We start from the raw sequence: 12,810 nt of genomic DNA, 5'->3' as shown, positions 1-12,810 counted from the left end.
AGATCCTTACAGCATTTTCCGGTCCTCGATGCCCCAATTTTCCGACCTCACCGACGTCTCCGACGCCTTCCTCAGCGCGCCGCTGCGGCTGACCGTTGACCTGCAGGCGATTGCCGAGAACTGGCGGGAGATGGCCAGACGTTCGGGCAAGGCGCGAACCGGAGCCGTGCTGAAGGCCGATGCCTATGGACTGGGTATCGAGGATGTCGGCGAAACGCTATATATGGCCGGCGCCCGCGACTTCTTCGTCGCCGTTCCCTCCGAGGGTGAAACCCTGCGCATCTATGCGCCCGAGGCACGGATCTTTGTGCTGTCCGGCATCTGGCCCGGTGTCGAACACTTCTTTTTCGACAACGACCTCGTCCCGGTGATCGCCTCTGAAGAACAGCTTGCTTTCTGGATGGCGGCGGTGTCCGAACACGGCGACCATCCTTGCGCGCTGCATGTCGATACCGGCTTCAACCGGCTTGGCCTGCCCCTGGCCGATGCGCTGATCCTCGCAGACGATGTCTCGCGGCCGGCGAGCTTTTCGCCGGTTCTCGTGATGAGCCACCTTGCCTGCAGCGACGATCCGGCATCGGCGATGAACCGCCAACAGCTTGAGGCTTTCCGGCAGGTTAGCGAGGCTTTCGAAGGCATTGATTCAAGCCTTGCAGCTTCTGCCGGAACCTTTCTCGGCGCCGACTACCATTTCGACCTGACCCGTCCCGGCATAGCACTTTACGGCGGCGAGGCGGTCAACGGCGTAACCAACCCGATGCAGCCGGTCGTCAAGGCAGAAGCGCGCATCCTGCAGGTGCGCGATGCCAAGGCTGGCGAGACCGTCAGCTATGGCGGCACCTGCACCCTGTCGCGCGACAGCCGTCTCGCCATTGCCTCTGTCGGCTATGCCGATGGTTATCTGCGCAACCTCTCCGGCCATGGCGTTGCCCTGCGCAACACCGGCATCGCCGGTGCCTACGGCTTCATCGCGGGACACAAGGTTCCGGTCGTCGGGCGTGTTACCATGGACATGACCATCTTCGATATTACCGACGTGCCGAGTGCTGCCATTGCAGCCGGCGACTATATCGAGCTGTTCGGCTCCAACATCCGGCTCGACGACGTGGCGCGAGCCGCCGGCACGATCGGCTATGAAATGTTGACAGGGCTCGGTTTGCGCTACGAGCGGCACTATATCCCGACCGAGATTTAGCTGTAGCCCCGCAGGTTTTGTTCTGCTATTGTTCCGTTGCTCGGAATGCTTTTCAGGCGCCACGGAGAAGAATCGTGCCCCCTATTCGATTGAACAAGAATGACGAGACCTTCGTTGATGAACAGGTGAAGTCCGGCGTCTATGGTAGCGCGGAGGAAATGATTAGCGCTGGCCTCGGCAAACTTCGCGAACAGGACTCAGAGACACTGCGCCTGCTCATTCAGGAAGGAATCGACGATATCGAAGCCGGTCGCTTCCACATCTACGAGACAGCCGAACAGTTTCTCGCCGATATTCGCCCAACCACAGATGACGACTGACAAGCGCAAGGTCCGATGGTCCTCAAAGGCCAGAAAGGATCTTCGGGAGATCTATCGCTATATAGCCAAGTACAATCCGCCAGCAGCCGAGCAATTCGCGATCAGCCTGCATAATCAGATCAGCAAGTTGGCATCGCTCGGCCTCACTGGAATCCAAGACGATACCCAATCCGACATTCGCGTTTTTGTGTTTCGGGAGCGCCGTTTCTACATCCGCGTCACCGACACCGCGATTTCCATTCTTCGGGTCGTACACGGCCGCCAGGATCAGGCGTCAATCGACTTCATAGACAACGAAAAGACTGACGAAAACTGACTTCATGGCAAAAGTAAAAACCCAATTCATCTGCCAGAACTGCGGCACCGTTCACAGCCGCTGGGCAGGAAAATGCGAAGGCTGCGGCGAGTGGAACACCATCGTCGAGGAAGATCCGATGGGCGGGATCGGCGGCGGACCGGGCAAGACGCCGAAAAAGGGCCGCGCGGTGACGCTAACGGCCTTGTCCGGCGAGATCGAGGAAGCGCCCCGAATTCCGACCGGCATGGCGGAACTCGACCGGGCGACCGGCGGTGGCTTTGTCCGTGGCTCGGCTGTCCTGATCGGCGGCGATCCGGGCATCGGCAAGTCGACGCTTCTGATGCAGGCGGCCGCCGCTCTTTCACGCAAGGGCCACCGGGTCATCTATGTTTCGGGCGAAGAAGCCGTGGCGCAGGTACGCCTTCGTGCCCAGCGCCTGGGGGCTGCCGACACCGATGTTCTCCTGGCTGCCGAAACCAATGTCGAAGATATCCTGGCGACGATCTCGGAAGGCAAGCGACCCGATCTGGTGATCATCGATTCGATCCAGACCCTGTGGAGCGACACGGCCGACAGCGCGCCGGGCACCGTCACCCAGGTCCGCACCGGCGTTCAGGCGATGATCCGCTTTGCCAAGCAGACGGGTGCCACCATGGTGCTTGTCGGCCATGTGACCAAGGAAGGCCAGATCGCGGGGCCCCGTGTCGTCGAACACATGGTCGACGCCGTGCTTTATTTCGAAGGCGATCGCGGCCATCATTACCGTATCCTGCGCACCGTGAAGAACCGGTTCGGGCCGACCGACGAAATCGGCGTTTTCGAAATGTCCGACAAGGGCTTGCGCGAAGTCGCCAATCCCTCCGAACTGTTCCTCGGCGAACGTAATGCAAAGGCTCCCGGTGCTGCGGTCTTTGCCGGCATGGAGGGCACGCGTCCGATCCTGGTCGAGGTGCAGGCGCTGGTGGCGGCGACGTCGCTCGGCACGCCGCGCCGTGCCGTGGTCGGCTGGGATTCCAGCCGTCTTGCGATGATCCTTGCTGTGCTGGAGGCGCATTGCGGTGTCAGGCTCGGACAGCACGATGTCTATCTGAATGTCGCCGGCGGCTACCGGATCTCCGAACCGGCTGCCGACATGGCCATTGCATCGGCGTTGGTTTCCTCGCTTGCCGGTCTTGCCCTTCCGGCCGATTGCGTCTATTTCGGCGAGGTCAGCCTGTCAGGCGCGGTGCGACCGGTTTCGCATACGGGCCAACGGTTGAAAGAGGCGGAAAAGCTTGGTTTCTCCGCTGCGGTATTGCCGGCTGCCTCGGCCGAACTGCCAAAAGGTTCGACGGGCAAATGGAGGGAAGTGGACAGCCTTCCCGATCTTGTGGCGCAGATCGCCGGTTCCCGGTTGAAAGCGCCCAACGATCAGGAGGATGGTTGATCCGTTCCGACGCGTGATATTACGCGCTCAGGCGGTGTCGCGGTGACAATCATGCCGGTCTAGGCCGGCAGTCTTGGAGTTGGTATTTATGCCCATTACGATTTTTGACGGTATCGTCATCGGCGTCGTGCTGTTTTCAGCGGTGCTGGCGATGGTGCGCGGCTTTTCGCGCGAAGTGCTTTCCATCGCAAGCTGGGCCGGTTCGGTTGCCGCCGCCTACTATCTCTATCCGCTGCTGGTCCCGTATGTGAAAAACTATACCAGCGATGATCGGATTGCGATCGCGGGTTCGGCCGGCATCATCTTCCTGATTGCGCTGATTGTCATCTCGTTCATCACCTCGCGCATTGCCGACTTCATCATCGACAGCCGCATTGGCGCACTGGACCGGACTCTCGGCTTCCTGTTTGGCGCCGCACGCGGCATTCTGCTTCTCGTCGTCGCCGTGGCCTTCTGGAACTGGCTGATCGACGTCAAGCAGCGCCCCGACTGGGTCAACAATTCCAAGTCGAAGCCCTTCCTCGATGCTCTGGTTCTGAAGCTGGAGGCCGTGCTGCCGACTGATATCGAACCACAGATCCGCGCCCGCATCCTGGGCCGCGAAGAGACGGCGCCGGCAACGGACGGGCAAACGGCACCGGCCGAGCAGGCTCCAGCAGAAAATGCTCCTGCCGATACCACACCCGCGGGCGAGGCACCGGCCGAGAATTGAAATTTGCGCGACGACCGGTCGCGTCCTATATACCACCCAGACGCCGCCGGATCGGGACAGACCGGCGGCTTATCTGTTACAGGCGTTGCTTGCTATATCTGTCCCCGCGAACAAAGGCGACTTGCCATGAACCACTTCATCCCTACCGACGTCGTATACGGTGCCGAGGACGACAAGTTTCATGAAGAATGTGGGGTCTTCGGTATCCTGGGACATACCGATGCGTCGACGCTGACAGCGCTCGGCCTGCATGCACTCCAGCATCGCGGCCAGGAAGCAGCCGGTATCGTCTCGTTCGACGGCCGACAATTCTATACCGAAAAGCACATGGGCCTCGTCGGCGATCACTACACCAACCCTGTGACCATCGCCAAGCTGCCGGGCTCGATGTCCATCGGCCATACGCGCTATTCGACGACCGGTGGAGTTGCCATGCGCAATGTCCAGCCGCTGTTTGCCGAACTCGAAGAAGGCGGCATCGCCATTGCCCACAACGGCAATTTCACCAACGGCCTGACGCTGCGCCGCCAGATCATCGCCACCGGCGCCATCTGTCAGTCGACCTCCGATACCGAAGTCGTGCTGCATCTCATCGCCCGTTCGCGCCATGCCTCGACCGCCGATCGTTTCATCGATGCCATCCGCCAGATGGAAGGCGGCTATGCGATGATCGCGCTGACCCGCACCAAGCTGATCGCCGCGCGCGACCCGATCGGCATCCGGCCGCTGGTCATGGGCGAGCTTGACGGCAAGCCGATCTTTGCGTCCGAGACCTGTGCGCTCGACATTATCGGCGCGAAATTCATCCGCGACGTCAGGAATGGCGAAGTGGTGATCTGCGAGATCCAACCGGATGGCTCGATCGCCATCGAATCGCGCATGCCGGCCAGACCGCAGCCGGAACGTCTCTGCCTGTTCGAATACGTCTACTTCGCCCGCCCCGATTCGGTTGTCGGCGGACGCAACGTCTACACGACCCGCAAGAATGCCGGCATGAATCTCGCGATTGAAGCGCCTCTCGAGGGCGATGTCGTGGTGCCGGTCCCAGACGGCGGCACGCCGGCGGCCCTGGGTTATGCCCAGCAGAGCGGCATTCCGTTCGAATACGGCATCATCCGCAACCACTATGTCGGCCGTACCTTCATTGAGCCGACCCAGCAGATCCGCGCCTTCGGCGTGAAATTGAAGCATTCGGCCAACCGGGCGATGATCGAAGGAAAGCGTGTCATTCTCGTCGACGATTCCATCGTGCGCGGCACCACGTCACTGAAGATCGTGCAGATGATCCGCGATGCCGGCGCCAAGGAAGTGCATGTTCGCGTCGCCAGCCCGATGATCTTCCATCCGGACTTCTACGGCATCGACACGCCCGACCGCGACAAGCTTTTGGCCAACCAGTATGCCGACGAGGCGGCGATGGCGAAGTATATCGGTGCGGATTCGCTGGCCTTCCTGTCGATCGACGGCCTGTACAAGGCTGTCGGCGGCGAGGCGCGCGATCCGGCCAATCCAAAATTCACCGATCACTATTTCACCGGCGACTATCCGACCCGCCTTCTGGACAAGGAAGGCGAGAAAATGGTTGGCCGCAAGGAATCCATGCTCGCCGCCAACGGCTGAGACCACAGACAACAGGCCGCAGACAACAGGACTGACCATGACCATCGACCTTACGGGCCGGATTGCGCTCGTCACCGGCGCCTCGCGCGGCATCGGCTATTTCACCGCGATCGAGCTTGCCAAGGCCGGCGCCCATGTCATCGCCTGCGCTCGCACTGTCGGCGGGCTGGAAGAGCTGGATGACGCGATCAAGGCGGTCGGCGGCTCGGCAACGCTGGTGCCCTTCGACCTGTCCGACATGGCGGCCATCGACCAGCTCGGCGGCCATATCTTCGATCGTTGGGGCAAGCTCGACATCGCCGTGCTCAATGCCGGCGTGCTCGGCGTCATTTCGCCGATCGGACATATCGAAGCCAAGGTCTTCGACAAGGTCATGACGATCAACGTGACGGCGACCTGGCGGCTGATCCGTTCGCTGGAGCCGCTGCTGATCAAGTCCGATCAGGGGCGTGTTCTGATCCTGTCTTCGGGTGCTGCCCGCAAATGCCGGCCGTTCTGGAGCGCCTATTCCGCCTCCAAGGCCGCCGTCGAGGCCCTGGCCCGCACATGGGCTGGCGAGACACAGCGCCTGCCGCTGCGCATTCTTTCTGTCGATCCTGGCGCCACCCGCACCGCCATGCGCGCTCAGGCCATGCCCGGCGAAGATCCGGCCACCCTGCCCCATCCTTCGGAAGTCGCCGCCAAGCTTTTGCCGCTGGTTGGCGCGGAGCAGACGGAAACCGGCAAGCTCTATATCCTCCGCGAAGGCAAGATCGTCGACTATCGGATGCCGGAGTAAACACCGGGTTCGTGCTGGCAGGCGATGACCACCCGTCATCGCCGCCGTTTCCGCATCCGTGATGGAAGATCCCATGCGCCCCAGAGACATTGCCTCCTACACCTTCCTGGCATTCGCCTGGGGCCTTTCCTTCGTTCTGCTTTTACATGTGGTAGCCGCCTTTGGCTGGATCGGCGCGGTGACATTTCGCTCGCTAATTGCCGGCGGATTGCTGCTGGCCGTGGCGCGGCTGACGCGGCGCAGACTGGTATTTCACGCCGGCTGGCTGCCGCTTGCAGTCGTTGGCGCCACCACGGTTGCCGGACAACTGATCGGGCTGTCCTATGCAACACCGCGGATCGGCACGGCGATGGCTGCGATCTTCGTCGCGGCAATTCCCCTGTTTTCGATGATCATTGCCCAGATCTGGGGGCTTGAGCGGATCACGCCGGCGCGCATCGCCGGGCTGGTGCTCGGCACGATCGGCATCGTCATGCTGGTCGGGTTTCCGGCAACGCCAGTGGACTGGACCTTTATCCTCGGCTGTGGCGCGATGCTGCTGTCGACCTTCTCCGCCGCCTTCGGCAGCAATTATGCCAGCCTGCATCTGAAAGGCACCGGGGCATGGGAGGTGACCATCGGCTCGTTCGTCGCCGGCGGCATGCTCACGCTGCCGCTGCTCGCCTTCGTGCCTGTGCCGGGTGTTCCCGCCCCGATCGACTATCTCTATCTTGTGGCGCTCGCCGGCCTGATGAGCGCCTTGACCTATGTGCTCTATTTCGACCTCGTCAAAAGCATCGGCCCGACACCGGCGATCAGCGTCGAATTTGCCGTGACCGTCGTTGCCGTCCTGGTCGGCGCGCTGGTGCTGGACGAGCCGCTGAGCGTCCTTCAATTGATCGGTGGTGCGGTGATCATCGCGGGTTGCGCGCTGGTTCTCGGGCTTTTTCCGCTCAGGCGTGTTGCCAAGGTGCGTGGCTGACCGGCGCATGATCGCGATCTTGCCCGAGTGGTCGGCCATCTACAGACGCCGTCCGAACTAGGCAAAACAACCAAGGCATCGGTAAAATTCGCAACAAAAGACGGCTTCTGCGCGCCTCCTCAAGGTATGCATGCCCCTTGACCTAATCGCGGCCCCGCGCCATAACACCGGCCATGAAAACGACCATCTGCATCTGCTGGATCATTATTCGCTAGCGCACTCGCTGGCCCGGCCGTTTTCGTCTCCTGAAAAGCCCAAGATGACAAACGACCCGGTCCAGCCGGATGGTTTTGTTATGGGAGACAGGAATGCCGACGGGCCTCAAGCTTTACAACACACTCGCGCGCGAGAAGGTCGATTTCGAGCCGATCGACCCCGACAATGTGCGCATGTATGTCTGCGGTCCGACGGTCTATGACTTTGCCCATATCGGCAATGCGCGGCCGGTCATCGTCTTCGACGTGCTCTACCGACTGCTGCGCCATCTCTATGGCGACACGCATGTCACCTATGCGCGCAACATCACCGATGTCGACGACAAGATCAACGCGCGGGCGCTGCGCGATTTCGGGCAACAGATTGCCGATTGCAGCATGTCGCTGAATGCCGCGATCCGCGCCGTCACCGGCAAGACGGAAAGCCAGTTCCATGCCGATGTTGCAGCGCTCGGCTGCCTCAAGCCGACGGTGGAGCCACGCGCGACCGACAATATCAGCCAGATGGTCGAGATCATCCAGCGACTGCTCGACCAGGGCCATGCCTATGTGGCGACAGGTTCGGAAGGACGCGAGGTTCTGTTTGCCACCGCCTCGATGGCCGATTACGGCCAGTTGTCGAAGCGCAAGCTCGAAGACCAGCAGGCCGGCGCGCGCGTCGCGGTCGAAGCGCACAAGACCAACCCCGGCGATTTCGTGCTGTGGAAACAGTCGACCGATACCGAGCCGGGCTGGCCGGGCAGTTTCACCTTTGAAGGCGAGACCGTCGCCATCCATGGCCGTCCGGGCTGGCATATCGAATGCTCGGCCATGGCTAACCGCTACCTCTGGGAAGAGATCAAGGACCGGCTTTCGCCCAAGGGCAAGGCGCGGCCGCACCAGTTCGACATCCATGGCGGTGGGCTCGACCTGATTTTCCCGCATCATGAAAACGAGATCGCCCAGTCCTGCTGCGCCTATGACACCGACGTCATGGCCAATGTCTGGATGCACAACGGCTTCGTCCAGGTCGAAGGCCGCAAGATGTCGAAGTCGGACGGCAATTTCGTCACGATCAATGAGTTGCTCGAGACGGACACCTTCGGCGGCCGAAAATGGCCGGGCGAGGTGCTGCGATTGGCCATGCTGATGACGCACTACCGCCAACCAATTGATTTTACGGTAGAGAAATTGCTGGAAGCCAGAGCTGCGCTAGCCAAATTTAGAAAGTGGGCATTCGCGGCGGAAGAAGTGGGCTTCGTCCCAGACTACGATCCACAGGCTTTGCATCATGATGTGGAAACGGCACTGCTGGACGATCTCAATACCCCGCTAGCAATCGCATCTCTCCACCAACAGGTCTCTGAACTAGCGGATCGCGACGCTCAAAAATCTTTGGGACACGACAAACGCCTCGCACAATTTCGCCAATGCCTGAGGCTTTTGGGAATCTCCGTGGATGCCGACGTTCTCAGCGACGATCTCTCGGCGGCGGTCGATGCCCTCGTCGCAATGCGCCTTGAAATGCTGAAAACGAAGAACTTCACTGAGGCCGACAAGATCCGCGACGATCTTGCCACCCGGGGCATCCAGCTCAAGGACGGCAAGGACAAGGAGACCGGAGAGCGGGTGACGACCTGGGAGGTCAAGCGGTAGGATGACGTTGTTACCGTGGCATACCCCCCTCTGCCCTGCCGGGCATCTCCCCCACACGGGGGGAGATCGGGTTGTTGCGCGGCACTGCCTTTCCAAGAAGCTTTATCGATTGGTAGGCGAACGTTCAAAGCCGAGTGAGATTTCCCCGTCAGAACACTGGCATCACGTCTACGCTACAGAAGATAATCCGGCGGCGGCCGCCTGGCTGATCTCCCCCCGTGTGGGGGAGATGCCCGGCAGGGCAGAGGGGGGTAATCTCCGCACGCTCAACCTCCCTCTTGAGTTGCACGACAAGAAAGCACAATCTCCGTTGAGGTCATCCTCTTCCACGGAGGCTTGCATGCCGCACATGCCGATACCTCCCGCGCGACGCGCCAATGCGCGGCGCATGCGCAAAGCAATGACCGATGCCGAGTCGCGGCTGTGGAATGCCATCAGAGCCCATAGGTTGATGGGGCTCAGCTTTCGCCGCCAGATGCCCATCGCCGGCTATATCGTTGATTTCGCCTGCCCCGACCATCGGATTATCGTGGAACTCGACGGGTCCCAGCATGCCGACGAAAATGCCGCACACTATGACCGGATGAGGACGGCCCGTCTCGAAGCCGATGGCTGGACGGTTCTGCGCTTCTGGAATGACGACGTATTGCGCGACATCGAAGGTGTCTGCCTGCATATCGTGACCGTTGCTGGCGAGGGACGGCGATGATGGCAAGTATGGGCTTATTAATGTCGGAGTTCAATTTCAGCCTCACGGCATGGGGCACCCCCCTCTGCCCTGCCGGGCATCTCCCCCACACGGGGGGAGATCGGGTTGCTGCGCGGCACTGCCTTTCAAAGAGGCCAGATAATTTAGCAGCCCGGCCGAGCAAACGTCACAGCTGTGTTACTGACAAAAATCTGGCGGCGGCCGCGTGGCCGATCTCCCCCCGTGTGGGGGAGATGCCCGGCAGGGCAGAGGGGGGTAACGCGACCTGCAAAGCGAGACTAGCTGAAACCATCCAGACAGCGGGGCCTGCCCAATGACCTTCACGCATTCCGGCGGATGCCAGTGCGGCGCGGTGCGGTTTCGCGTGACCGGTGTGCTGACGGACAGTTCGATCTGTCATTGCCGGATGTGCCAGAAGGCCTTTGGCGCCTATTACGCGCCGCTGGTTTCGACCCGCGGGGCGCAGCTCGAATGGACGCGCGGCGAACGGAAAACGTTTCGCTCGTCGAATTTCGCCCTGCGCGGCTTTTGCGGCGATTGCGGTACGCCGCTGACCTATGAGGCGCCGGACGGGATCGCCATTGCCGCCGGCGCATTCGACGATCCGTCGCTTTTGCCGCCCGTGGTGCAGTTCGGCGTCGAGGGCAAGATCGGCTTTGTCGACCAATTGCATCTGCTGCCCGGGCACACGACCGAGGAGGATGCCGAACAGGCGCCCTTCGTGCTGGAGGTCGTGTCCTATCAGCATCCCGATCGCGACACCGAGCGCTGGCCGGAGGACAAGGCGTGACAAAAAACAACCCAAACCCGAATATGCAAATGCCGAAATGGCTGCTCTGCGGACTGATCGCCAAGGGCGTGATCGTGGCGGCCGTCATCGCCGGCGTGGTAATTTACGTGATGTTCCAGTGAGGAGAGCGGCATGAGCGAGATCTTTTCCGGCGGTTGCCAATGTGGCGCAGTGCGGTTTCAGGCCGAGAAACTCGGCCGGCCGTCGATCTGCCATTGCCGCATGTGCCAGAAGGCGTTTGGCAGTTTCTTTGGTGCCCTTGTCACCGCCGATCATGCGCATCTGACGTGGACACGGGGCCAGCCGATGCTGTTTCGCTCCTCGGCCAAGGTGAAGCGCGGTTTCTGCAGCAAATGCGGCACGCCGCTGACCTATCATCATGGCGAGGGTATCGAGATTGCCATCGGCGCCTTCGACAACCCGGCAAAATTCGAACCGCAGGTCCAGGTCAATCACCATCACCGCCTGCCGTGGATTGATCACGTGTTCGAAAAGCCAGCCTATACCAGCCCGGAGATGGAGGCGCATTTCGCCTCGATCGAAAGCTTCCAGCATCCCGACCATGACACAGCCGTCTGGCCGCCGGAGGATCAGGCATGACACGCCAAGTGCATTCCGGTGGCTGCCAGTGTGGCGCGATCCGTTACAAGGTGGCCGGTGAACTCGGTTACCCACATATCTGTCACTGCCGCATGTGCCAGAAGGCGGGCGGCAATTTCTTCATGGCGCTGGCCGGGACGCGGGCCGAGAACCTTCTGATGATGCGCGGCGAACCGCGCTGGTTCCGCTCGTCCGACCCTTGCGGCCGCGGCTTTTGTGAGAACTGCGGCACGCCGCTGCTCTTTCGCACCGTCGGCTCGCCCTATATCAGCGTGACGATCGGGAGCCTCGACAGACCGGAAGCGGCCGTGCCCGTCTCGCAGGACGGTGTGGAATCGCGCCTGTCCTATTTCGACAAACTTTTCAGCCTGCCGGAAAACCCGACGGACCGCTCCGATCTGGCGGATGGCAACGCCGTGATCAGCGCGAGCAACCACCAGCATCCCGATCATGACACGGTGGTCTGGCCGCCGAAAAAGGACTGACCATGACGAATGAATTGCGGGGCTTCTATCCGGAAATCGAACCTTTCGAGACCGGTTTCCTCGATGTTGGCGATGGCCATACGATCTACTGGGAACGCATCGGCACCAGGGGTGCAAAACCTGCAGTCTTCCTGCATGGCGGTCCGGGCGGGGCATCGAACCCGACCCAGCGACGGGTGTTCGATCCGGCACTGTATGACGTGATCCTGTTCGACCAGCGCGGCTGTGGCAAGTCGACCCCGCATGCGGGGCTTGAAGCCAACACGACCTGGCATCTGGTTGCCGATATCGAGCGGCTGCGGGAACTGATGAGTGTCGAGCAATGGCTGGTGTTCGGCGGTTCCTGGGGCTCGACGCTGGCGCTCGCCTATGCCGAGACCCATCCGGAGCGGGTTTCCGAACTGGTGCTGCGCGGCATCTATACACTGACCAAGGCGGAGCTTTCCTGGTACTACCAGTTCGGCGTCTCGGAGATGTTTCCCGACAAGTGGGAACGCTTCGTCGCCCCGATCCCGGAAAGCGAGCGCCACGACATGATGCGCGCCTATCGCACGTACCTGACCGGCGACGACGCCCAGAAACAACTGGAATGCGCCATCGCCTGGAGCACCTGGGAAGGCGAGACCATCACGCTGCTGCCGAACCCGGACTATGCCGCCCATTTCGGCGAAGATGACTTCGCCATCGCCTTTGCGCGGATCGAAAACCATTTCTTCGTGCATGCCGGCTGGCTGGAGGAAGGGCAGTTGCTGCGCGATGCCGATAAGCTGAATGACATTCCGGGCGTCATCATCCATGGCCGCTACGACATGCCCTGCCCGGCGAAATATGCCTGGGCGCTCGCCAAGGCCTGGCCGAAGGCGGATTTCCACCTGATCGAGGGTGCTGGGCATGCCATGCTCGAGCCCGGCATTCTCGACCAGTTGATCCGCGCGACGGACCGGTTTGCGGGGAAGATTGCGTAAGTAAGAAGAATTTGCCCCTCACCCTGGCCCTCTCCCCGCAAGCGGGGAGAGGGAACGGAAATGGCAGCGGCAACAGCCTTCTCCCCGCCTGCGGGGAGAAG

Annotated in this window: 15 protein-coding genes; all 15 read left to right on the top strand. The window is 61.3% G+C overall.

The window, feature by feature from the left end; all coding sequences use genetic code 11:
- The first annotated feature begins 28 nt into the window (after positions 1-28).
- The 15 genes from alr to pip all read left to right on the top strand — a co-directional run bounded on the left by alr (position 29) and on the right by pip (position 12,709).
- Complete coding sequence (alr, locus tag LQ231_RS09185; protein WP_230171126.1) at positions 29-1,195, top strand: alanine racemase; 1,167 nt, start codon at positions 29-31, stop codon at positions 1,193-1,195.
- Positions 1,196-1,269: 74 nt separating this feature from the next.
- A complete protein-coding gene (locus tag LQ231_RS09180; RefSeq protein ID WP_230171125.1) occupies positions 1,270-1,515 on the top strand; it encodes a type II toxin-antitoxin system ParD family antitoxin in 246 nt (81 codons plus the stop codon).
- On the top strand, positions 1,505-1,831 hold the full coding sequence (locus tag LQ231_RS09175) for a type II toxin-antitoxin system RelE/ParE family toxin (protein WP_230171124.1): 327 nt from the start codon (positions 1,505-1,507) through the stop codon (positions 1,829-1,831). The genes LQ231_RS09180 and LQ231_RS09175 overlap by 11 nt, the downstream gene beginning before the upstream one ends.
- A gap of 4 nt (positions 1,832-1,835) precedes the next feature.
- Positions 1,836-3,239: a DNA repair protein RadA gene (radA, locus tag LQ231_RS09170; protein ID WP_230171123.1), complete on the top strand. Its 1,404-nt coding sequence runs from the start codon at positions 1,836-1,838 to the stop codon at positions 3,237-3,239.
- 88 nt (positions 3,240-3,327) lie between these two features.
- A complete protein-coding gene (locus tag LQ231_RS09165; RefSeq protein WP_230171122.1) occupies positions 3,328-3,951 on the top strand; it encodes a CvpA family protein in 624 nt (207 codons plus the stop codon).
- 126 nt (positions 3,952-4,077) lie between these two features.
- Positions 4,078-5,571, top strand: a complete 1,494-nt coding sequence (gene purF, locus LQ231_RS09160) for an amidophosphoribosyltransferase (RefSeq protein ID WP_230171121.1) — start codon at positions 4,078-4,080, stop codon at positions 5,569-5,571.
- Positions 5,572-5,608: 37 nt separating this feature from the next.
- Positions 5,609-6,349, top strand: coding sequence for an SDR family NAD(P)-dependent oxidoreductase (locus LQ231_RS09155; RefSeq protein WP_230171120.1), 741 nt, complete (start codon positions 5,609-5,611; stop codon positions 6,347-6,349).
- A 73-nt stretch (positions 6,350-6,422) separates the two neighbouring features.
- Positions 6,423-7,310: a DMT family transporter gene (locus tag LQ231_RS09150; RefSeq protein ID WP_230171119.1), complete on the top strand. Its 888-nt coding sequence runs from the start codon at positions 6,423-6,425 to the stop codon at positions 7,308-7,310.
- Between the two features lie 308 nt (positions 7,311-7,618).
- Complete coding sequence (gene cysS / locus LQ231_RS09145; protein WP_230171118.1) at positions 7,619-9,160, top strand: cysteine--tRNA ligase; 1,542 nt, start codon at positions 7,619-7,621, stop codon at positions 9,158-9,160.
- A 340-nt stretch (positions 9,161-9,500) separates the two neighbouring features.
- On the top strand, positions 9,501-9,869 hold the full coding sequence (locus LQ231_RS09140) for an endonuclease domain-containing protein (RefSeq protein WP_230171117.1): 369 nt from the start codon (positions 9,501-9,503) through the stop codon (positions 9,867-9,869).
- A 313-nt stretch (positions 9,870-10,182) separates the two neighbouring features.
- Positions 10,183-10,659 carry a GFA family protein gene (locus tag LQ231_RS09135; protein ID WP_230171116.1) on the top strand — a complete coding sequence of 159 codons (477 nt, stop codon included), beginning with the start codon at positions 10,183-10,185 and terminating at the stop codon, positions 10,657-10,659.
- Positions 10,656-10,781 carry a hypothetical protein gene (locus tag LQ231_RS27200; protein ID WP_290371350.1) on the top strand — a complete coding sequence of 42 codons (126 nt, stop codon included), beginning with the start codon at positions 10,656-10,658 and terminating at the stop codon, positions 10,779-10,781. The genes LQ231_RS09135 and LQ231_RS27200 overlap by 4 nt, the downstream gene beginning before the upstream one ends.
- A gap of 10 nt (positions 10,782-10,791) precedes the next feature.
- Positions 10,792-11,259, top strand: a complete 468-nt coding sequence (locus LQ231_RS09130; RefSeq protein WP_230171115.1) for a GFA family protein — start codon at positions 10,792-10,794, stop codon at positions 11,257-11,259.
- Entirely contained in the window at positions 11,256-11,744 is a 489-nt protein-coding gene (locus LQ231_RS09125) for a GFA family protein (protein ID WP_230171114.1), read from the top strand. Before LQ231_RS09130 ends, LQ231_RS09125 begins: the two co-directional genes overlap by 4 nt.
- A 2-nt stretch (positions 11,745-11,746) precedes the next feature.
- The gene (gene pip, locus LQ231_RS09120; protein WP_230171113.1) at positions 11,747-12,709 is read left to right on the top strand and encodes a prolyl aminopeptidase; all 963 of its coding nucleotides are present in this window, start codon (positions 11,747-11,749) and stop codon (positions 12,707-12,709) included.
- Positions 12,710-12,810: the final 101 nt, after the last annotated feature.

Origin of the sequence: Rhizobium sp. CECT 9324 (assembly GCF_918741265.1) — a bacterium.
Classification (GTDB): Bacteria; Pseudomonadota; Alphaproteobacteria; order Rhizobiales; family Rhizobiaceae; genus Allorhizobium.
Note: the sequence above shows the minus strand (reverse complement) of the source record. Positions and strands in the feature narration are given on the sequence as shown.

Bases quoted from the DNA above. Each gene is read 5' to 3' on its own strand.
- LQ231_RS09125 (WP_230171114.1), top strand. From the start codon at position 11,256: ATGACACGCCAAGTGCATTCCGGTGGCTGCCAGTGTGGCGCGATCCGT.
- purF (WP_230171121.1), top strand. From the start codon at position 4,078: ATGAACCACTTCATCCCTACCGACGTCGTATACGGTGCCGAGGACGAC.
- cysS (WP_230171118.1), top strand. From the start codon at position 7,619: ATGCCGACGGGCCTCAAGCTTTACAACACACTCGCGCGCGAGAAGGTC.
- LQ231_RS09165 (WP_230171122.1), top strand. From the start codon at position 3,328: ATGCCCATTACGATTTTTGACGGTATCGTCATCGGCGTCGTGCTGTTT.
- LQ231_RS09150 (WP_230171119.1), top strand. From the start codon at position 6,423: ATGCGCCCCAGAGACATTGCCTCCTACACCTTCCTGGCATTCGCCTGG.
- alr (WP_230171126.1), top strand. From the start codon at position 29: ATGCCCCAATTTTCCGACCTCACCGACGTCTCCGACGCCTTCCTCAGC.
- LQ231_RS09140 (WP_230171117.1), top strand. From the start codon at position 9,501: ATGCCGCACATGCCGATACCTCCCGCGCGACGCGCCAATGCGCGGCGC.
- LQ231_RS09175 (WP_230171124.1), top strand. From the start codon at position 1,505: ATGACGACTGACAAGCGCAAGGTCCGATGGTCCTCAAAGGCCAGAAAG.
- pip (WP_230171113.1), top strand. From the start codon at position 11,747: ATGACGAATGAATTGCGGGGCTTCTATCCGGAAATCGAACCTTTCGAG.
- radA (WP_230171123.1), top strand. From the start codon at position 1,836: ATGGCAAAAGTAAAAACCCAATTCATCTGCCAGAACTGCGGCACCGTT.
- LQ231_RS09155 (WP_230171120.1), top strand. From the start codon at position 5,609: ATGACCATCGACCTTACGGGCCGGATTGCGCTCGTCACCGGCGCCTCG.
- LQ231_RS09135 (WP_230171116.1), top strand. From the start codon at position 10,183: ATGACCTTCACGCATTCCGGCGGATGCCAGTGCGGCGCGGTGCGGTTT.
- LQ231_RS09130 (WP_230171115.1), top strand. From the start codon at position 10,792: ATGAGCGAGATCTTTTCCGGCGGTTGCCAATGTGGCGCAGTGCGGTTT.